Origin of the sequence: Streptomyces sp. NPDC006643 (genome assembly GCF_042870175.1) — a bacterium.
In the GTDB taxonomy this organism is placed as follows: Bacteria; Actinomycetota; Actinomycetes; order Streptomycetales; family Streptomycetaceae; genus Streptomyces.
On record NZ_JBIAHA010000016.1, the window covers coordinates 69,755 to 89,069 of the forward strand.

Sequence of the window (19,315 nt, forward strand, 5' to 3'; positions counted from 1 at the left end):
GATGCGTTCGCAGCGCGAGCGGGCTTCGCGACGGCGGGTGTCGGTCGCGTCAGCGGGCCTTGGGGCGGCCGAGGCCGGCCCGTGGGGCGGACTTGCCCGGCTCCCCCGCCCCCGCCCCTGTCGGACGCCGATCGGCGTCCCGCTCCTCCCCGTCCTGCCTCTTCCGCTGCTTCTCCTTCTCAGCCGCCATCAGCGAGAGCCGGACGAGCCTGGCCTCGCAGTGGTCGAGCCAGCGCGCCTCGGCCTCGGTCTGGAAGATGAGCTGTTCGAGGACGAGCAGCCACGCCACGTCGTCCCGGTTGTCCGGGGAGACGTCGGTGGCCTGGGCCTTGAGCCGGGTGTAGTCCTGCATCGCCTGCACCGTGTGGTGGCGCTGGGACTGGATCACTTCCCGGATGTCGACACCGGGGGCGCCTACGGCCATCGCGAGCTTTATGGCGAGTTCGTCGCGCGGCGGACTGCGCCGGTCGACCGGTGAGCGGAACCAGTTCCGCAACTCCTCACGACCGGCGTCCGTGATCACGTAGAGCGCGTGGCCGGCCTCGTCCTCACCGTCCTGGACGACCATGCCGTCGCGCTCCAGACGGTTCAGCGTCGTATAGACCTGGCCGACGTTCAGGGGCCAGGTGGCGCCGGTACGGGATTCGAACTCCGTACGGAGCTGAGAGCCGTAGCGCGGTCCCGGTTCGAGGAGGGCCAGTAGGCCGTGGCGGATCGACATACTCAGTATGTATACCGAGTATGGCCTTCGCGGCAAGGGCCTTGAGAGGGACGTCGCGCGTCAGTCCTAAGGGGGACGTAAGGGCGTCGCGAGATGTACGAGGGCGATAAAGGTGCAGCTCAGAGCTGGTTCCGGAGTCGGTGTGCGGGGCTTCGCGGGTCAGCGTCGACGGAGTCGTACGCCCAGAAATCCGATCCCTAGTCCCATCAGCGCCATACCGATGCCGAGGGTCAGCGCCGGGACGGCGCGGGCGACCGGCTGGGGGACGGCCTGGCTGGTCTGCTCCTGCGCGGAGGCGTCCTGAGGGGACGTAGGGGGCGAAAGGGGCGTGTCCGCCGAGGCTTCCGAGTCGTCCGTCAGGTCCACGTCGTCGTCGCCGTCACTCTCGTCGCGGCGGTCGGGCTCCGGCTCGGGTTCCGTCTTCGGATCCTTCTTCCCCTCGTGCTTCTTCTCCTTCTTCGGCGCGGCGGAGCGTGACGCGGAAGTGGTGGCGGACGGCGAAGCGGAACCGGACGGTGTCATTCCGTTCGTACGCGGGGAGGTCGGCGTCGGTGACGGCGCTCCGTCCGCGGACCCCTCGACGGACTCCGGCTCCGAGACCTCGGGACTCGGGGACGTCCGGCCCGGCCGCGGCCGTCCCTGCCCGGCCTGGTTCCCCGCCAGCGAGGAGGTCGCGCTCGGGGTGGTGCGCGACGGGCCGGCACGTGGCGGCTCGCGCTCCTCGGCGTACGCGAGGGGCGCGGCGGTCAGTAAGAGGGAGGCGAGCGTGCCCGCGAGCGTGCAGGAGGTGCGGAGCCGTGCGTGGAGCCGTGACGTCACAGACTCAGCGTCACATGTGGTGACAGAAGCGGCATCTCGGCGACGACCGGGCGCAACGGCCGCCGTACACTCCCGCGATCACGCGCCGATCACGCGCCGGCCCATCACGCGCCGATCACGCGCCGACGGGACCCAAACCGCCCGGACCCGCGCCGTCCGAACCGGCGGCGCCGCCCGGACCTTCGCCGGCCACCGCGGCCCGCAGAGCTACTCCGGGTTGCCCGTCGAGATCTTCAGCTCGAACTCCTGGTCCTTGGGCAGCACCGCCGCGCCCTGGCGCGGGAACTGGTCGACCACGATGTCCTCCGCCTGCGTGGGGTCGTTGACGTCGGTCTCCGTCCACGTCCACCCCGCGGACCGCAGGCACTCCTTGACGGAGAGGATGTCCTTGTAGCGCAGGTCGGGTGCCTGGACCTTCTTCGGGTCGACACCGTCCTCGTACGCGTCCGAGCACTTCTCCTTGTCGATGGTCCGGTTGCGCTCGGGCGGCCGGTGTCCCTCCACCGCGGAGCCGCTGGGCTTGGCCTCCGAACCGCCCTCCCCCGCGTCGTCGCCCTGCGTCAGCGCGAACGTCAGACCGCCGATCGCCGCGATCGCGACGACGATCGAGCCGATGATCACCGGCATGTTCCGCTTGCTGCCCCCGCCCCCGCCACCGTGGGGCCCCATCGGCTGCTGCGGCGACATCGGGTACGTGGGCGCCGGTGTCTGGTAGCCCTGGTTGTGCTGCGGCGGGTAGCCGTACGTGGGCGGCGGCGTCTGCATCGGTGCCTGGCCCTGCATCGCCGGTGTCGGCGGGCCGTACGCCCCCGGCTGGTACGGCGTCTGCATACCGGCCTGCGGCGCCGGCGTCCCCTGGTCCACCGGCGGGAAGACCGCCGAGCCCACGCCCGCGCCGCTCGTCGACGGGGCGCCCTGCACGATCACCGGCGCGCCGGTCTGGCCCTGCGGAAGCACCCGCGCGCACTCGTCGCGCATCGCGGCGGCGCTCGGGAACCGCTCGTTCGGGTTCTTCTTCAGCGCCCGCGCGACCAGCGCGTCCATCGCGGGTGTGATCGAGCGGTTGATGGAGGAGGGCGCGACCGGCTCCTCCTGCACATGCGCGTACGCGATCGCCAGCGGCGAGTCCGCCTCGAACGGCAGCCGCCCCGTCAGCAGTTGGAAGAGCATGATGCCGACCGAGTACAGGTCGGAGCGGGCGTCGACACCGCGCCCCAGCGCCTGCTCGGGGGAGAGGTACTGCGGTGTGCCGACGACCATGCCGGTCTGCGTCATCGACGTGACGCCGGACTGCATGGCCCGCGCGATGCCGAAGTCCATCACCTTGACGACGCCGCGCTTGGTCATCATCACGTTGCCGGGCTTGATGTCGCGGTGCACCAGACCCATCTCGTGGCTGGTCTCCAGCGCGGCGAGCACGTCCGCCGTCACCTTCAGCGCGCGGTCTGCGGGCATCGCGCCGTAACTCTGGATGTCGGACTGGAGCACCGAGCCGAGCGGCTGGCCCTCCACGTACTCCATGACGATGTACGGCATGAGCGAGCCGTCCAGCTCGTCCTCACCCGTGTCGAAGACCGAGACGATGTTGGTGTGCGACAGCTTCGCGACGGCCTGCGCCTCGCGCCGGAAGCGCTCGCGGAAGGACTGCTCACGGCCGAGTTCGGTGTGGAGCGTCTTGATCGCGACCTGCCGGTCGAGCGCCGCGTCGTACGCGAGATAGACGGACGCCATGCCGCCCTCGCCGAGAAGGTCACGAAGCTGATACCGGCCGCCCGCGACCGAACCGCCCGCGTAGCGGCCCTGTGCGCCGTCGTGGCTCATGACTGTGCTTCCCCCTCGGCACGGCGACGCGGTGATGTCAGTGGCTTCGCGCTGATCCGCACCCGCACTCGCGTGATCCCGTGATCCCGTATTTACGGGCCAAGTCTGCCGCAGGGCAGTGACACGTCAAGCCAGGTGCCCGTTCCGTGACCCTACGCACAACAAGCGTCTCGGAAGCGTTACAGGAAAAGCATGGGACGAGCATGGAATTTGCGCGCGTGCGGCCGTACCGGGTTTGATGACCGGTCCATCTCCAATTGGCGTGCCGCGCGAAGGCTGTAGCGTGACCGGCACAGCGTCACCCAGGATCCGTACCGGCTCCTGGACCCGTGACTTCCCCCATCCATCCCAGGCACCACCGCGCCCCCGCGCACGCGGGCGGCACGCGGACAGAAACGACGGCGAGGACTGATGGCACCCGAACCCGAAGCAGACAGCGGCGGAGTGTCCGATGCCGCTGACTCGTGGGGCGTCGGCGGGCTGGTCGGAGACGGCCGCTACCGGATGACGTACCGCCTCGGCCGGGGCGGTATGGCGGAGGTGTACGCGGCGGAGGACGTCCGGCTCGGCCGTACCGTGGCGGTGAAACTGCTGCGGGCCGACCTCGCCGAGGACCCGGTCTCCAAGGCGCGCTTCACCCGCGAGGCCCAGTCGGTGGCCGGCCTCAACCACCATGCCGTGGTGGCGGTGTACGACTCCGGTGAGGATGTCGTGAACGGCCAGACCGTGCCGTACATCGTCATGGAGCTGGTCGAGGGCCGCACGATCCGCGATCTGCTGCTCAACGCCGAAGCGCCGCCGCCCGAGCAGGCGTTGATCATCGTCTCGGGTGTGCTCGAAGCGCTCGCGTACTCGCACCAGCACGGCATCGTGCACCGTGACATCAAGCCCGCGAACGTGATCATCACGCACGGCGGCGCGGTCAAGGTCATGGACTTCGGCATCGCGCGCGCCCTGCACGGCGCGCAGTCGACCATGACGCAGACCGGCATGGTCATGGGCACGCCGCAGTACCTCTCCCCCGAGCAGGCGCTCGGCAAGGCCGTCGACCACCGGTCCGACCTGTACGCCACGGGCTGTCTGCTCTACGAACTCCTGTCGCTGCGCCCGCCGTTCACCGGTGAGACGCCGCTGTCCGTCGTGTACCAGCATGTCCAGGACATCCCCGTCCCGCCGTCCGAGGTCTCGGACGTGGTGCCGCCGGAGCTGGACGGGCTGGTCATGCGCTCGCTCGCGAAGGACCCGGACGACCGGTTCCAGAGCGCCGAGGAGATGCGCGGTCTCGTCCAGTACGGCATGCAGATGCTCCAGCAGCAGGGCAGCCACGTCGGCACCTGGAACACCGGGCCCGTCGACCTGCACGAGGGCGGCACCCCGGCGATGGGCACCGCCGCGACGACCGCGCTCGGTCACCCGCCGCACAGCGACACCGCGCAGCGCCCGCTGCTGCCGCCGCAGAACCCGAACGACGGCGGTTACGACGGCGGCCACCACGGCGGCGACGGGCGCGGCGGCCGGGGCAAGATGTGGCTCTTCGCGCTGTTCGCCGTGGTCGCGATCCTGGCGGGCGCCGCGTACGCGGTGAACAACATGACCGGCACCACCGACGGGAACAAGCAGGACGAGAAGACCTCGCAGAGCCCGTCCAGCACCCCGAGCGACAAGCCGTCGAAGTCGGACGAGGAGTCCGCGCCGACCGAGGACGACCAGGACACCTCCACGGGCGGCAACCAGCAGCCGGAGTACCCGTCGGACGACGATTCCCCGAGCGAGCGGCCGTCGGAGTCGGACGAGCCGTCGAATCCGCCGTCCTCGACCGACCCGGGCGACGACGAGGGGACGACGGACGGTGGCAGCGGCGATCCGTCGTCGGATCCCACGCCGTCGGGCGACACGGGCGACCCGGAGGGCGGGACGAACGAGGGCGGGACCACGGAGGGCAACACGGGGACGCCGGGCGGCGCCGCGGGCGACCCGGGCGGGGGAGTCGTCGAGGGTACGGCGGCCGGCGCGGGAAGCCAGCGCTGACCGTCCGACGAGCGGCCGGGGCGGCGCCCCGGTCCCCGCGGCCTCGCGGTCACCCCGCGAAGGCCTCGCACACCTCTTCGTACCTCCGCGTCCACCACACCGCCAGGGCCGACACCGCGGGGAACTGCGGGTCGGCCCTTCGGTCGTCCAGCTGGTAGCGCCAGCGCAGTATCCAGAAGTCGTTCAGCCGCTCCCACCACACCCGGTGGACGGCGGAGGCCAGTTCGGCGGCGTCGGCCCCGGACACGAGCCGGTAGGCGCGCGCGTACGCCCGTACCTTCTCCAGGTCCAGCTCTCCTGACGGCCGTACGAAGAAGATCGCCGCCGCCCGGACCGCCTCTTCGGCGCGGGGCTGGACGGAGAGGCGGTCCCAGTCGACGATCGCGACGGGCTCGGTGCCCCGGTAGAGCAGATTCAGCGGATGGAAGTCGCCGTGCACCCAGCCGGTGGCCGCCTCGGCGGCCGGGGGCGGCCGGTGGTGGGCGTGCCGCTCCAGGAGGGTGCGGCGCTCGCGCAGCCGGTGTTCGGCGAGGGAGTCGAAGCCGTCGCGCGGGGTGCGCGAGCGGGCCAGGGCGAGTAACTCGTCGATGAGCGCGAAGGTGTCGGCCGGGTCGGCGGAGTCGTACGCCCCGTCGTACGCGAGGCGGTCCGTCCGGTCCGTCGCCGACTCCATGACCTGTCCCAGACAGGTGTGTACGGCTCCGAGGAGCCACCCGAGCCGCCGCGACGCGGCGGGCGTGAGCTGGGCGCCGGTGCGGTGGCGGCCGTCGATCCAGGGGTGGAGCGCGTAGCAGTGGCCGTCGACGACGGCGACGGTGCCGCCGTCGGTGTCCCGGACGGGCGGTGCGACGGGCACCCCGAGCGCCTGGAGGCGGCGGGTGGCGCGGTGCTGGCGGGCGATGGACTCGCGGTCGCCGTCGAGATGGTGCTTGAGGAAATAGGTGCCACGGGTGGTGGTGAGCCGGTACCCCCGGTTCAGCAGACCCTGGGCGACCGGCCGGCAGGCCAGGGGCTCGCCGCCGTGGTCGTAGCGTCGGAGCAGGTCACCGAGCGGCAGAAGGCCGAAGGGGAGGTCCACCACGGGTGGAGCGGTCGCGACATAGGGCATGGTCGCGGTCGTTGCAGATGAGCACGGCACCCTTCAAATGATAGATCACGCAGCGTGGCGATCGTGTCGCTGTCCGCTCCGGCCGTCACCACGGCCGCCGCTCGCGCTCGCGCTGCCGCTCAGCTCGGCCGGCTGCCGGGCCGGGTGCCCGTCGGCCCCCGCGGTCGAGTACTCAAGGACGTGCACCGTCACGAACTGCGGCGTCAGGCTCATGTAGACGGGCTCGAACGGCTCTCCGTCGACATGGTGCGGACCCGGCCCGAACAGCGCCAGCTCGTCCGTCGTCGGCCTGATCATGCTCGCGGTGCCGGTGAACTGGACCGACCAGAGATCGGGCTCGCCGGTGTTGAAGTTGTCGGCGCCGTACGCGACCACGCTGCCGCTGCACGCGCGGTGGTACCCCATGCCGCGGTGCAGGCGCAGGACCACGTTCTCGTCCTTGACGATGTGCCGGGCGGGGGCCACGAAGGGCATCGCCCGCATGCTGGTGGCCACCCGCCCGTACCGGACTCGGCCGAGGAGGTCGATCGCGCGCAGATCATCGGTGGACATGCCATCCACTCTCTGTCACCGATCGTCGACGGAACAGAGCAGCCCGCCCCGGAAGAAGGGGACCTTGGTCCTTGCCGGGCCTTCGGGGAACTCGGGCCGGGAAGGGCCCTTCGACAGGTTTCAGCGCCGTGCGCACCGCCCCCCACGGTCGCTCAGCGCTGCTCGGCCTGGATCCTCGCCACGTACGCGGCGGCCTGTGAGCGCCGTTCCATCCCCAGTTTGGACAGCAGGCTGGAGACGTAATTCTTGATCGTCTTCTCGGCGAGATGCAGCCGCTCGCCGATCGCGCGGTTGGTCAGTCCCTCGCCGATGAGATCCAGGATCTTGCGCTCCTGGTCGGTGAGGTTCGCGAGCTTGTCGTCGCCCTTGGGGGTGTTGCCCTCGCGCAGCCGCTGGAGCACCCGCGCCGTCGCGACCGGGTCCAGCAGGGAGCGGCCGGCCGCCACGTCCCGTACGGCGGTCAGCAATTCGTCGCCGCGGATCGCCTTGAGCACGTAACCCGAGGCGCCCGCCATGATCGCGTCGAACAGCGCCTCGTCGTCCGAGAACGAGGTGAGCATCAGACACTTGATGCCCTCGTCCCTGGAACGGATCTCGCGGCACACCTCGACCCCGCTGCCGTCCGGCAGCCGTACATCCAGCACCGCGACGTCCGGCCGGGTCGCCGGGATCCTGGTCAGCGCGTCCGCGGCCGTACCCGCCTCGCCCACGACCTCGATGTCGTCCTCGACGGCGAGCAACTCGTGCACACCCCGGCGCACGACCTCATGGTCGTCCAGCAGAAATACGGTGATTTTTCCCTTTTCAGGCACGAGATCAGTCAAACACACTTCCCCCTATCCCCGTCGTGGGCCGTCGGGATAACGTGCCGTTGTTCCGGCGGCCTGCAAGGCTGTGACCAGTGGTTGTCCCCGACTTTTGCGATTTACTTGGAAATCCAAGCAAAATCGCAGGTCAATAGGGGTTTCGCAGGAATGCGACCCACTGGGTAACGTGCCTGTGACAGGGCGCTCGCCGGGGCACCTGTCACGCCTGTCCCGGCCGGGCCGCACCCACCCCGTGCACGCGTCCGGAAGCAGGCGAGCCGCACTGGTTCCCGGCGGATCCCGGGGACCGGACCGACGGAGGAGCACGCACGTGACCGTGGAGAGCACTGCCGCCGCGCGAAAGCCGCGACGTAGCAGCGGCACCAAGCGCGCCGGCGCCAAGACGGCGTCGCAGCCGAAGGCTTCCGAGCCCCAGCTCGTACAGCTGCTGACGCCCGAGGGCGAGCGCGTCAAGAACGACGAGTACGACGGCTACGTAGCCGACATCACCCCCGAATCTCTGCGCGGGCTCTACCGCGACATGGTCCTCACGCGCCGTTTCGACGCCGAGGCCACGTCCCTCCAGCGCCAGGGCGAGCTGGGCCTGTGGGCCTCGCTGCTCGGCCAGGAGGCCGCCCAGATCGGCTCGGGCCGCGCGCTGCGCGACGACGACTACGTCTTCCCGACGTACCGGGAGCACGGCGTCGCCTGGTGCCGGGGCGTCGACCCGACGAATCTGCTCGGGATGTTCCGCGGTGTGAACCACGGCGGCTGGGACCCGAAGACCAACAACTTCCACCTCTACACGATCGTCATCGGCTCGCAGACGCTGCACGCCGCCGGCTACGCGATGGGCGTGACCAAGGACGGCGCGGACTCGGCCGTCATCGCCTACTTCGGCGACGGCGCGTCCAGCCAGGGCGACGTCGCGGAGGCGTTCACCTTTTCGGCCGTGTACAACGCGCCGGTCGTCTTCTTCTGCCAGAACAACCAGTGGGCGATCTCCGAGCCCACCGAGAAGCAGATGCGCGTGCCGCTCTACCAGCGCGCGCAGGGCTTCGGCTTCCCCGGCGTCCGCGTCGACGGCAACGACGTACTGGCCTGCCTCGCCGTGACGCGCGCCGCGCTGGAGCGTGCCCGCACCGGTCAGGGCCCGATGCTCGTGGAGGCCTTCACCTATCGGATGGGCGCGCACACCACCTCCGACGACCCGACGAAGTACCGGGCGGACGAGGAGCGCGAGGCGTGGGAGGCGAAGGACCCGATCCTGCGGCTGCGCGCCTATCTGGAGCGGGAGTCGGTCGCCGACGAGGCGTTCTTCACCGCCCTGGAGGAGGAGAGCGAGGCGCTCGGCAGGCGCGTGCGGGAGGCGGTGCGGGCGATGCCCGACCCGGACCACATGGCGATCTTCGACCATGTCTACGCGGACGGGCACGCGCTCGTCGACGAGGAGCGGGCGCAGTTCGCGGCGTACGAGGCGTCGTTCTCCGACGGCACGCACGCCGCTGAGGAGGGCAAGTAGCCATGACCGTACAGAAACTCCCCCTCGCGAAGGCGATCAACGAGTCGTTGCGCGTGGCCCTCGACACCGACCCCAAGGTCCTGATCATGGGCGAGGACGTCGGCAAGCTCGGCGGCGTCTTCCGGGTCACCGACGGTCTCCAGAAGGACTTCGGCGAGAGCCGGGTCATCGACACCCCGCTCGCCGAGTCGGGCATCGTCGGGACCGCGATCGGCCTCGCGCTGCGCGGCTACCGGCCCGTCGTGGAGATCCAGTTCGACGGCTTCGTCTTCCCCGCGTACGACCAGATCGTCACGCAGCTCGCGAAGATGCACGCCCGCGCGCTCGGCAAGATCAAGATGCCGGTCGTCATCCGTATTCCGTACGGCGGCGGCATCGGCGCCGTCGAGCACCACTCGGAGTCGCCGGAAGCCCTGTTCGCGCATGTCGCGGGGTTGAAGATCGTCTCGCCGTCGACGTCCGCGGACGGCTACTGGATGATGCAGCAGGCCATCCAGAGCGACGACCCGGTCATCTTCTTCGAGCCCAAGCGGCGCTACTGGGACAAGAGCGAGGTCGACACCGAGGCCATCCCGGGCCCGCTGCACAAGGCGCGGGTCACCCGGACCGGCACGGACCTGACGCTCGCGGCGTACGGGCCGATGGTGAAGGTCTGCCTGGAGGCGGCAGCCGCCGCGGCCGAGGAGGGCAAGTCGGTGGAGGTGCTCGATCTCCGCTCGATGTCCCCGATCGACTTCGACACGATCCAGACGTCGGTGGAGAAGACGCGCCGGCTGGTCGTGGTCCACGAGGCACCGGTGTTCTACGGCTCCGGCGCGGAGATCGCCGCCCGGATCACGGAGCGCTCCTTCTACCACCTGGAGGCTCCGGTGCTGCGGGTCGGCGGCTTCCACGCCCCGTATCCCCCGGCACGCCTGGAGGAGGAGTACCTTCCGGGCCTGGACCGAGTGCTCGACGCCGTCGACCGCTCGCTCGCGTACTGAGGAGTGCCGTGACCATGACTGCTGACACTTCTACCCGCTATCGAGAGTTCAAGATGCCCGACGTGGGCGAGGGACTCACCGAGGCCGAGATCCTCAAGTGGTACGTACAGCCGGGCGACACCGTCGTCGACGGCCAGGTGGTGTGCGAGGTGGAGACGGCGAAGGCGGCCGTCGAACTGCCCATCCCCTACGACGGGGTGGTGCACGCGCTGCGCTTCGAGGAGGGCACGACCGTCGACGTCGGCGCGTCGATCATCACGGTGGACGTGGCGCCGGGGTCTCCTGCGGAGGAGGCGCCCGCGCCCGCCCCTGCTCCCGCTGCGGCTCCCGCTCCTGAGCCCGAGGCCGCCGAGCCGAAGGGGCGCCAGCCGGTGCTCGTGGGCTACGGCGTCTCGGAGGCGTCCACGAAGCGGCGTCCGCGCAAGGGGGCGTCGTCGGTCCCCGAGCAGGGCGTCGCGGCTGCGGCGATCCAGGCGGAGATGAACGGGGTGGCATCGCCTCCCGCGGCCGAGGGCCTGTCCCGTCCGCTGGCGAAGCCGCCGGTACGCAAGCTCGCCAAGGACCTCGGCGTCGACCTGGCGACGATCACGCCCACGGGCCCGGACGGGATCATCACCCGCGAGGACGTGCACGCGGCGACGGCGCCTTCACCGGAGGCCGCCGCCCCGGTGGCGGCTCCGGCGCCCGCCCCGGCCGTGACCGCTCCGGCCGGCCGGGAGACCCGTATCCCCGTGAAGGGCGTACGGAAGGCCACGGCGGCGGCGATGGTGGGCAGCGCGTTCACCGCGCCGCACGTCACGGAGTTCGTGACGGTCGACGTGACGCGCACCATGAGGCTGGTGGACGAGCTCAAGTCCGACAAGGACATGGCGGGTGTACGGGTCAACCCGCTGCTGCTCGTCGCCAAGGCGCTCCTGGTCGCCGTCAAGCGGCACCCCGAGGTCAACGCCACCTGGGACGAGGCCGCCCAGGAGATCGTGGTCAAGCACTACGTCAACCTCGGCATCGCGGCGGCCACGCCGCGCGGCCTGCTCGTCCCGAACATCAAGGACGCGCACGACAAGACCCTGCCCCAACTCGCCGAGTCCCTGGGCGAACTGGTGTCCACGGCCCGCGAGGGCCGGACGACCCCGGCGGCCATGCAGGGCGGCACGGTGACGATCACCAACGTCGGCGTCTTCGGCGTCGACACGGGCACGCCCATCCTCAACCCGGGCGAGTCCGCGATCCTGGCGGTCGGCGCCATCAAGCCCCAGCCCTGGGTCCACAAGGGCAAGGTGAAGCCCCGCCAGGTCACCACCCTGGCGCTGTCGTTCGACCACCGCCTGGTGGACGGCGAGTTGGGCTCCAAGGTCCTCGCGGACATCGCGGCGATCCTGGAACAGCCGAAGCGACTGATCACCTGGGGCTGACGGCTCACGCGACGACCGGAAGGGTCGCAACTCCGCACGGAGTTGCGACCCTTTCGCTTCTACGCGCCCCTGATGGTCACGGAGCGGAGCGGGTATATCTGTTTCGGTGACCGACCGCAGTCGGCCGGTCAGGGACCGAGGGGAGACGTTCATGGGTGAGCACGGTGACGGCAAGGGCGGCACAGAAGGGGACCAGAAGCAGACACCGAAGGAGTCGGACGGTCAGTGGACCAGGCCCGTGCCGCCCAAGAAGTGACCGACGGCTACACGCGGTTGCTGGCGGGGCTGACCAAGTCCGGCGCGCTGGCCGAGGATTGGCGAGGCGCGTTCGAGCGCGCCCCGCGTGCGGAGTTCGTGCCGGAGACGGTATGGGCACCGGACGACACGTCCCCGACCGGCCACCGGCGGATCACCCGCGCCGCCGAGCCCGATGCGTGGCGGGCACTGGTCGACGCCGACGGGGTGGTCGTCACACAACTGGACGACGGCGCCCACGACGGCCCCGGCGTCCCCACGTCGTCCGCCTCCAAGCCCTCCCTGGTGGCGGTGATGCTGCGGCATCTGGATGTCGCCGCCGGCGCCCGCGTGCTCGACATCGGCACGGGCACGGGCTGGACAAGCGCCCTGCTGACGGCCCGGCTCGGCGACCGGGCCGTCACCACGGTGGAGGTCGACCCGCGCGTCTCCGCACAGGCCGCGCACCGCCTGAAGGACGCGGGGCTCCCGCCCGCGCGACTGGTCGTCGGCGACGGCCTGGCGGGCTGGCCCAAGGGCGCGCCGTACGACCACATCCACTCCACGGCGGCCGTCCGCCGCGTGCCCCGCACCTGGATCGGACAGACCCGCACGGGCGCGACCCTCGTGACACCGTGGGGCACGCCGTACGCCAACGCGGGCCTGCTGCGCCTGGTCCGGGGCGAGCCCGGCGCCCCCTCGTACGGCCGCTTCGTGGACAACGTCAGCTTCATGTGGATGCGCGCCCAGCGCCCCCACACGGTGACGCTCCCACCCACGGAACCGGACCTGCTCGGCCCCTCCGCGATGGACCCGGACCTGGCGGTGTCGAACGTGGACGTGGCGTTCACGATCGGCCTCCACGTCCCGGACGCGCGCTACGTCCACACCTGGGACGCCGCGAACCCGTCCGCCACCTACCGGATCATCCTCTCGGACGGCAACGGCTCCTGGGCGTCGGTGCGTTACGAGTCCTGGGACGCCCCGGACGCGGTCCGCCAATGGGGCACCCGCCGCCTCTGGGACGAGATCACCACGGCCCAATCCTGGTGGCAGGACCACGCCCGCCCACCCCTGACCCGCTTCGGCCTGACGGTGACGGCCCGGGGACGCCAGGAGGCATGGCTGGACGAACCGTCACACACGATCGGCCCGCCTCGACAGGGGACGCCTTCCGGCGCCGCCGGGGAGCCCTGGATATGAGCGAGACGCGTCGATCTGTCCGTTCGTGGCATTCAGGGAAGGGGCCCCGCTCAATGCGCGGTCAGGTGGAGGCCGCAGACGCCGCGTAGTGCTGCAAGTAATCACTCAGCAGCGGTTCGAGCTGGGCCAGTTCACCGTCGTTGGCCGCGTGCCAGAGACGGTTCTCGATCCAGAACCGATGGGCGAACTCCTCGAACGACGGCGCACACCACAGGATCGCGGCTCTCTGCTGCTCCGCATCGCCGAGATCGACGTCTGACTCTTCCCCGTCGCGCACTGCCTCGTACTCGTACTCGTAGTTGAAGCCGGAGTGCACCACGAACGCCTCGCCCGACGGGCGGAGGTAGAGGTACCAGATGACGCAGTCCTGCTGATCCCGCAGAAACGGCACGAGGAAGGCACCGGGCTCGACGGGACTGGGCACCGGATTCGAGATATCGGTCCAACAGCCGGTCGCCGAGACCGCGTCCAGCGAGAGGCGCAGATTCGCGCTGGTCTGGAACGTGACGAAATCCTGCGGCAGCGTGAGGCCCCTGGCGGACAGATCCTCGGCCAGTTGGCTGAGCCTCGCGACCTCTTTCGGGATGGGTTCGCCAATGCCCCCGAGCCATTGGAAGGCGCCCGTGAACCGGCTGGAGTCGAGCGGCGGCAGACTCTCGTAGGAGTAGCGCTCGTAGGTGAAACGGCAGGCACGGTACTCGCCGAGGTCGGTGGCGCACCAAGCGGCGTCGAATCGGACCGGAGGCGGGACGGACGCTGACTGCTTACTCATCGGAACCTCCATTGATCACCGCGAATTGATCACAGCGAGTGCACTCGCCGGCGTCAGCATCGCATCGGCCACTGACAATCCCCGCCACGGGCCGGGAGCGGCTGACGGGGCGCGCCGCAGTCCGCCCACAGCGTCTTGTCGCCTTGCGGGACTCCAAGGAGGGCGTTGACCGCGTATCTGGGGCCGGGGGCGTAACTCCCCGGCTCAGGCGCGGCGTTGGCGGGAGGCCTCGTAGAGGATGGCCGTTGCCGCGTTCGAGGCGTTCAGGGAGGTTGCCGAGCCCGACATCGGGATGCTCACCGTGTGGTCGCACAACTCGCGCCAGCCCGCGCTCAGGCCCGTCGTCTCGTTGCCGATCAGCAGCAGCGCCGGCTGGGTCAGGTCGAACTTGTCGGCGTGGGCGTCGCCGTGTTCGTCCGTGCCGATGACCGCGACGGGGCGGCCCTGGGCGCGTTCCTTCGTCAGCCACTGCGCGACCTCGTGGTGCGACGGGCTGCGGACGACGGGGAGGGCGAACAGCGAGCCCGTCGTGGCGCGTACGGCCTTCGGGTCGTAGACGTCCGCCGCGTGGCCGGTGACGATCAGGCCGTCCGCGCCGAAGGCGTCCGCCGAGCGGATGATGCTGCCGATGTTGCCCGGCTGGGTGGGGCGGTCGAACAGCACGCCCAGGAAGGCGTCATGGACGCGGATACGGCTCAGGTCGTCCGGTCGCATCTCGACCACGGCCAGGACCTCGGGTGCGCCGTCGGAGCGTTCGCCGAGTTCGGCGAGGAGTTCGGGGGCCATCGCGACCCGGTCCGTCACGTTGCCGCGCAGCAGCTCCTCGGCCCAGCGCGAGAGCGGGCGGCTCGCGTCGTACAGCAGGGCGCGTACGGTCCAGCCGTGTTCGACGGCCATCGTGATGGGGCGTACGCCCTGGACGAGGAACTCGTTCTGGCGCTTGCGCTTGTTGCGGTTGGCGAGCAGCGCGTGCCACTGCTGGAAGCGGGCGTTGCGGGTTGTGATCCGCTGACCGGCCACCCGTCCCCCTCGATGTCGGTCGACGTCTGACCGAGGAAGGTTACAGGGGGGCGCGCGGGGCTCGGTCCGCCGCGGACGGCGGCTCCGGCGACGACGAAGGCGCGGCCACCATGTGGTGGCCGCGCCTCTTACCGCATCCCGCAGGGGGGTCAGTCGCGCTGGGCGCCGGCCGGGAGCTGGCGGAGCTTCATCGTCTTCGCCGTCGACGCGCCGGAGTAGTAGTCGAGCAGCTTCGCCGCGTCGTTGTAGCGGTCGGTGCCGTTCAGGATGACGCCGACGTGCGTCTTGCCGTTACGGGTGGCCGCGAAGATCAGGCAGGGGCCGGCGGCCGTGCCCGTGCCGGTCTTGACGCCGAACGCGCCGCTGTACGAGCCGAGCAGCTGGTTCGTGTTGTGCCAGGTGTACGTGCGCGTGCCGCCCGTGCTGCTGGTGGCGGACGTCTTGATGGTCGTCGTCTTGACCACCGTGCGCAGCGCGGAGTTCTTCAGCGCGTACTGGGCGATGGTCGCCAGGTCGCGCGGGGTCGTGTAGTTGTTGCCGGCCTGGGAGATGCCGTCGAAGGAGTCGAACTTGGTGTTCTTCAGGCCCAGTTCGGTGGCCTTCGCGTTCATCTTCGAGATGAACGACTTGGTGCGCGCGGCCTCCGTGGAGCCGGTGCCGATCGCGTCCGCGAGGGCGTACGCCGCGTCGCAGCCGGACGGGAGCATCAGGCCGTAGAGGAGCTGGCGGATCGTGACCTTGTCACCGGTGCGCAGGTCCGCGGTGCTCGCGCCCTCGCGGACGACGTAGTCGCGGTAGGACTGCTTGACGGTGACCTTGCGGTTGAGGTCGATGCCCTTGGTGTTCAGCACCACGGCGGCCGTCATGATCTTGGTGGTGCTCGCCATCTGGCGACGGGTGTCCCCCGTCTTGGTGTAGCGCGCCTTGCCGGTGTCGCTGTCCAGCAGGAAGGCGCCCTTCGCCGACAGGGTCGGCAGAGCGGCGGCGGCCTGGGCGGCGGGCGCGGACTCGGTCGCCAGGGCCGCGGGGGCGGCCAGGGCCGTGCCCGTCAGCATCGCGCCGGCGGTGAGGGCTACGACCGTGGAACGGCGAACGTTTCGGACCACGCCCGGGAAGCTGGTTATCAAAGGAAGTCTCCGATGTCGCAATTGCCTTGGTCTGAAGTGAATTGGGGCCCCGTTGGTAAACGGGGGGTCCACAGAAAGACGTGTGAAACGGCGGAATGGATGTGCGACACGCCCGGGAAATCTGCCGTTCCGCGATGTGGACGGGATCCCCGTCGCATCCCTGTTGTATCTAAGCTGTGCGCATGCCTGCCGCCCCCGTCGTCCCCGTGAGACAGCCACCCGCCGCCGACCGTGTCTACAGCCACATCAAACAGGGTGTGCTCGACCGGCACTACCAGGGCGGCACCCTCCTTACGGAGGGCGAACTCGCCGAGGCCGTCGGGGTGTCGCGCACCCCCGTACGCGAGGCGCTGCTCAAGCTGGAGGTCGAGGGGCTGATCAAGCTCTATCCCAAGAAGGGCGCCCTCGTACTCGCCGTCTCCGCGCAGGAGATCGCCGATGTCGTCGAAACGCGCCTGCTGGTCGAGGAGTTCACGGCACGCAAGGCCGTCCCCGCGTCCGCGCCGTTCATCGCGCGCCTGGAGGAACTGGTCGAGGAGCAGCGCCGCCTCGCCGGTGAGGGCGACCTTGCCGCCGTGGCCGTCGCAGACCGGTGCTTCCACGCCGAGATCGTGCGCAACGCGGGCAACGAGATCCTGTCCAAGCTCTACGACCAGCTCAGGGACCGGCAGTTGAGAATGGGCGTCGCCGTCATGGAGGCGCATCCCGAGCGGGTCCGGACCAGCATCACCGAGCACAGCGAACTGCTCGAAGCCATCCGGGCCGGTGACGCCGACGCCGCCGCGCGGTGCGTGCGCGCCCACGTCGGCCGCGTCAAGGTGCTCATCCGGGGTGAGGGCCGGTGAGCGCGCCCTCGGCGGGAGGAAGTTCGGGTCGCGACAGCGCCGGGGCCGGCGGAAGTTCCGGTCGCGACGGTCGCGACGGCCGCGACGGCCGCGACGGCCGGGGCCCCGCCCTCAGCCTGCCCGGTGATCCGCCCGGCGGCCGGCGCGCCGTCGCCGTGTGGAGCATCGGCGTGGCCGTCTACTTCGTCGCCGTCATCTTCCGTACGAGCCTCGGCGTCGCCGGACTCGACGCCGCCGACCGCTTCGACGTCAACGCCTCCGCCCTCTCCACGTTCTCGATCCTCCAACTCCTCGTCTACGCCGGGATGCAGATACCCGTCGGCCTCATGGTCGACCGGCTCGGCACCCGCCGGGTCCTCACCCTCGGCGTGACGCTCTTCACCCTCGGCCAGCTCGGCTTCGCCCTCGCCCCCACCTACGGCATGGCCCTCGCCGCCCGCGCGCTCCTCGGCTGCGGCGACGCGATGACCTTCATCGCCGTACTGCGCCTCGGCGCCCACTGGTTCCCCGCCCGTCAGGGCCCGTTGATCGCGCAGTTCACCGGGCTCTTCGGGATGGCGGGCAATCTGGTCTCCACGCTCGTCATCGCCCGGCTGCTGAGCGACCTCGGCTGGACCACGACCTTCGTCGGCAGTTCCATGGCCGGTGTCGTCGTCCTCGTACTGATGCTGTTCTTCCTCAAGGACCACCCCGAGGGCCACGAGCCGCCCCCGGCCGAGCACGCCGGCGCGACCTATGTACGGAAGCAGATCGCCGAGTCGTGGCGGGAGCCCGGCACCCGGCTGGGGCTCTGGGTGCACTTCACCACCCAGTTCCCCGCCATGGTCTTCCTGCTGCTGTGGGGGCTGCCGTTCCTCGTCGAGGCCCAGGGGCAGTCCCGGGCGACGGCGGGCGATCTGCTGACGCTGATCGTTCTCGTCAACATGGTGATCGGCCTCGTCTACGGGCAGATCATCGCCCGCCACCACGCGGCCAGGGCCCCGCTCGCCCTCGGTACGGTCGGTGTGACCGCGCTCGTGTGGGGATCCACGCTCGCCTACCCCGGCCCGCACGCGCCGATGTGGCTGCTGATCACGCTCTGCGTCGTCCTCGGCGCCTGCGGACCGGCCTCGATGATCGGCTTCGACTTCGCCCGGCCCGCGAACCCGCCGGCCCGTCAGGGCACCGCCTCCGGCATCGTCAATATGGGCGGTTTCATGGCCTCGATGACGACACTGTTCGCGGTCGGCGTGCTGCTCGACGCGACCGGCGGCGACTACCGCGTCGCGTTCTCGTCCGTCTTCGTCCTCGAAGCGCTCGGGGTCACGCAGATCCTGCGGCTGCGGGCGCGCGCGGCACGACGGGAGCGGGAGCGGCTGGTGGCGAGCCGGGTGGAGGCCGTGCACGTACCCGCGTAGCCGCCGCGTCCCCCGCCGGTCCCCCGCCGAGTCTTCGTCGGGCGGCGGGAGCCGCTACGGCGTGACCGCGAACTCCCGCAGGATCGCCGCCGCCAGCTGCGCGTCCCCGTCCGTCTTGATCCGGTCCGGCACGGCGGCGGCCCGTACCCGCCCGCACGCCAGCCGGAAGTACGTCTCCCAGTCCATCACCAGCGTCACCGCGGGACCGAGCGAGGGCGAGCCGTCGATCGTGCCGCGGCCGTCCGCGTCGACCCGGACCGTCCGCAGGAACTCGACGGGGCCGTGCACGTCGAAGACGATCGCCGTGTTCGGCGGCGCGCCCGCGTCCTTCGCGACGACCTTCGGAAGGGCTTCGAGGAGCATGTCGCGCGTGACGAGCGCGCCGGCGGAGTCGAGATTGCCGGGCTTGCTCAGCGTCGTACGCAGATCCTGCTCATGCACCCAGATGTCGAACGCGCGGTTGCGCATGGCGTGTTCGAGCGTCTGCTCGGTGCCGAGCGGGGCACGGACCATGGTGTCGGGCTGGCGGTTCTCATTCCGCAGCTGACGGTTGCGGCGGATGATCGTGTACTCCAGCTCGGAGGTCATCTCCGGGGCGGTGTGGTGGCGCCGTACGTCCACCTGCATCTCCATGTAGCGGGAGATCTCGCTCTGTACGTGGTACAGGTCGCGGGGCAGTGTGTGGATGGGCCGTGGATCCCCGAGCATCTCGGTTTCCAGCCCGATGACGTGCGAGACGATGTCCCGCACCGACCAGCCGGGGCACGGCGTGCGCCGGTTCCACTCACCCTCGACGAGTGGCTGTACCAGCTCGGCTATGGCTTCAATGGAGTGGGACCAGGCATCGGCGTAGGTTTGAAGGCTGGGATGGACGGTCACGGGACCCCTCGACGGTTCTGCGGTTAGCGGGCTGGGCTGCTGGATGCGGGCGGCGGGCTGTGGGCT

Annotated in this window: 17 protein-coding genes; 7 read left to right on the forward strand and 10 right to left on the reverse strand. The window is 70.4% G+C overall.

Features of this window, described 5'->3' with window-relative positions; translation table 11 throughout:
* Nucleotides 1-49: 49 nt before the first annotated feature.
* The 3 genes from ACFYNU_RS22120 to ACFYNU_RS22130 all read right to left on the reverse strand — a co-directional run bounded on the left by ACFYNU_RS22120 (nt 50) and on the right by ACFYNU_RS22130 (nt 3,361).
* A complete protein-coding gene (locus ACFYNU_RS22120; protein ID WP_356591152.1) occupies nt 50-721 on the reverse strand; it encodes a PadR family transcriptional regulator in 672 nt (223 codons plus the stop codon).
* Between the two features lie 159 nt (nt 722-880).
* Complete coding sequence (locus tag ACFYNU_RS22125; protein WP_356591150.1) at nt 881-1,540, reverse strand: hypothetical protein; 660 nt, start codon at nt 1,538-1,540, stop codon at nt 881-883.
* A gap of 207 nt (nt 1,541-1,747) precedes the next feature.
* Nucleotides 1,748-3,361: a protein kinase gene (locus ACFYNU_RS22130; protein WP_356591148.1), complete on the reverse strand. Its 1,614-nt coding sequence runs from the start codon at nt 3,359-3,361 to the stop codon at nt 1,748-1,750.
* A gap of 411 nt (nt 3,362-3,772) precedes the next feature.
* Between ACFYNU_RS22130 and ACFYNU_RS22135 the strand changes: the two genes are divergently transcribed.
* The gene (locus tag ACFYNU_RS22135) at nt 3,773-5,389 is read left to right on the forward strand and encodes a protein kinase (RefSeq protein ID WP_356591146.1); all 1,617 of its coding nucleotides are present in this window, start codon (nt 3,773-3,775) and stop codon (nt 5,387-5,389) included.
* Between the two features lie 49 nt (nt 5,390-5,438).
* Here the strand turns inward: ACFYNU_RS22135 and ACFYNU_RS22140 are convergent, their stop codons facing one another.
* The 3 genes from ACFYNU_RS22140 to ACFYNU_RS22150 all read right to left on the reverse strand — a co-directional run bounded on the left by ACFYNU_RS22140 (nt 5,439) and on the right by ACFYNU_RS22150 (nt 7,861).
* Complete coding sequence (locus ACFYNU_RS22140; RefSeq protein WP_356591144.1) at nt 5,439-6,497, reverse strand: phosphotransferase; 1,059 nt, start codon at nt 6,495-6,497, stop codon at nt 5,439-5,441.
* Nucleotides 6,498-6,542: 45 nt separating this feature from the next.
* Nucleotides 6,543-7,049, reverse strand: coding sequence for a pyridoxamine 5'-phosphate oxidase family protein (locus ACFYNU_RS22145; RefSeq protein WP_356591142.1), 507 nt, complete (start codon nt 7,047-7,049; stop codon nt 6,543-6,545).
* 152 nt (nt 7,050-7,201) lie between these two features.
* Nucleotides 7,202-7,861, reverse strand: a complete 660-nt coding sequence (locus ACFYNU_RS22150) for a response regulator transcription factor (protein ID WP_356591140.1) — start codon at nt 7,859-7,861, stop codon at nt 7,202-7,204.
* A gap of 325 nt (nt 7,862-8,186) precedes the next feature.
* Here ACFYNU_RS22150 and pdhA point away from each other — a divergent pair, with 325 nt between their 5' ends.
* The 4 genes from pdhA to ACFYNU_RS22170 all read left to right on the forward strand — a co-directional run bounded on the left by pdhA (nt 8,187) and on the right by ACFYNU_RS22170 (nt 13,209).
* Nucleotides 8,187-9,377, forward strand: a complete 1,191-nt coding sequence (pdhA, locus tag ACFYNU_RS22155; protein ID WP_356591138.1) for a pyruvate dehydrogenase (acetyl-transferring) E1 component subunit alpha — start codon at nt 8,187-8,189, stop codon at nt 9,375-9,377.
* A 2-nt stretch (nt 9,378-9,379) separates the two neighbouring features.
* Nucleotides 9,380-10,360, forward strand: a complete 981-nt coding sequence (locus ACFYNU_RS22160) for an alpha-ketoacid dehydrogenase subunit beta (protein WP_356591136.1) — start codon at nt 9,380-9,382, stop codon at nt 10,358-10,360.
* Nucleotides 10,361-10,374: 14 nt separating this feature from the next.
* Complete coding sequence (locus ACFYNU_RS22165) at nt 10,375-11,772, forward strand: dihydrolipoamide acetyltransferase family protein (protein ID WP_356591134.1); 1,398 nt, start codon at nt 10,375-10,377, stop codon at nt 11,770-11,772.
* A gap of 225 nt (nt 11,773-11,997) precedes the next feature.
* Nucleotides 11,998-13,209 (forward strand): methyltransferase domain-containing protein, encoded by a 1,212-nt coding sequence (locus tag ACFYNU_RS22170; protein ID WP_356591132.1) that lies wholly within the window; start codon nt 11,998-12,000, stop codon nt 13,207-13,209.
* 61 nt (nt 13,210-13,270) lie between these two features.
* Here ACFYNU_RS22170 and ACFYNU_RS22175 read toward each other — a convergent pair whose 3' ends face one another.
* The 3 genes from ACFYNU_RS22175 to ACFYNU_RS22185 form a co-directional block, all read right to left on the reverse strand.
* Entirely contained in the window at nt 13,271-13,981 is a 711-nt protein-coding gene (locus ACFYNU_RS22175; RefSeq protein WP_356591130.1) for a hypothetical protein, read from the reverse strand.
* Nucleotides 13,982-14,185: 204 nt separating this feature from the next.
* Nucleotides 14,186-15,001, reverse strand: a complete 816-nt coding sequence (locus ACFYNU_RS22180) for an RNA methyltransferase (protein WP_356591128.1) — start codon at nt 14,999-15,001, stop codon at nt 14,186-14,188.
* Between the two features lie 149 nt (nt 15,002-15,150).
* Nucleotides 15,151-16,056, reverse strand: a complete 906-nt coding sequence (locus ACFYNU_RS22185) for a serine hydrolase (RefSeq protein WP_356591265.1) — start codon at nt 16,054-16,056, stop codon at nt 15,151-15,153.
* A gap of 254 nt (nt 16,057-16,310) precedes the next feature.
* Here ACFYNU_RS22185 and ACFYNU_RS22190 point away from each other — a divergent pair, with 254 nt between their 5' ends.
* Both ACFYNU_RS22190 and ACFYNU_RS22195 read left to right on the forward strand, forming a co-directional pair.
* Nucleotides 16,311-16,973 (forward strand): GntR family transcriptional regulator, encoded by a 663-nt coding sequence (locus tag ACFYNU_RS22190; protein WP_356591126.1) that lies wholly within the window; start codon nt 16,311-16,313, stop codon nt 16,971-16,973.
* A gap of 116 nt (nt 16,974-17,089) precedes the next feature.
* On the forward strand, nt 17,090-18,370 hold the full coding sequence (locus ACFYNU_RS22195) for an MFS transporter (protein ID WP_356591263.1): 1,281 nt from the start codon (nt 17,090-17,092) through the stop codon (nt 18,368-18,370).
* 54 nt (nt 18,371-18,424) lie between these two features.
* Here ACFYNU_RS22195 and ACFYNU_RS22200 read toward each other — a convergent pair whose 3' ends face one another.
* Nucleotides 18,425-19,249 (reverse strand): maleylpyruvate isomerase family mycothiol-dependent enzyme, encoded by an 825-nt coding sequence (locus tag ACFYNU_RS22200; RefSeq protein WP_356591124.1) that lies wholly within the window; start codon nt 19,247-19,249, stop codon nt 18,425-18,427.
* Nucleotides 19,250-19,315: the final 66 nt, after the last annotated feature.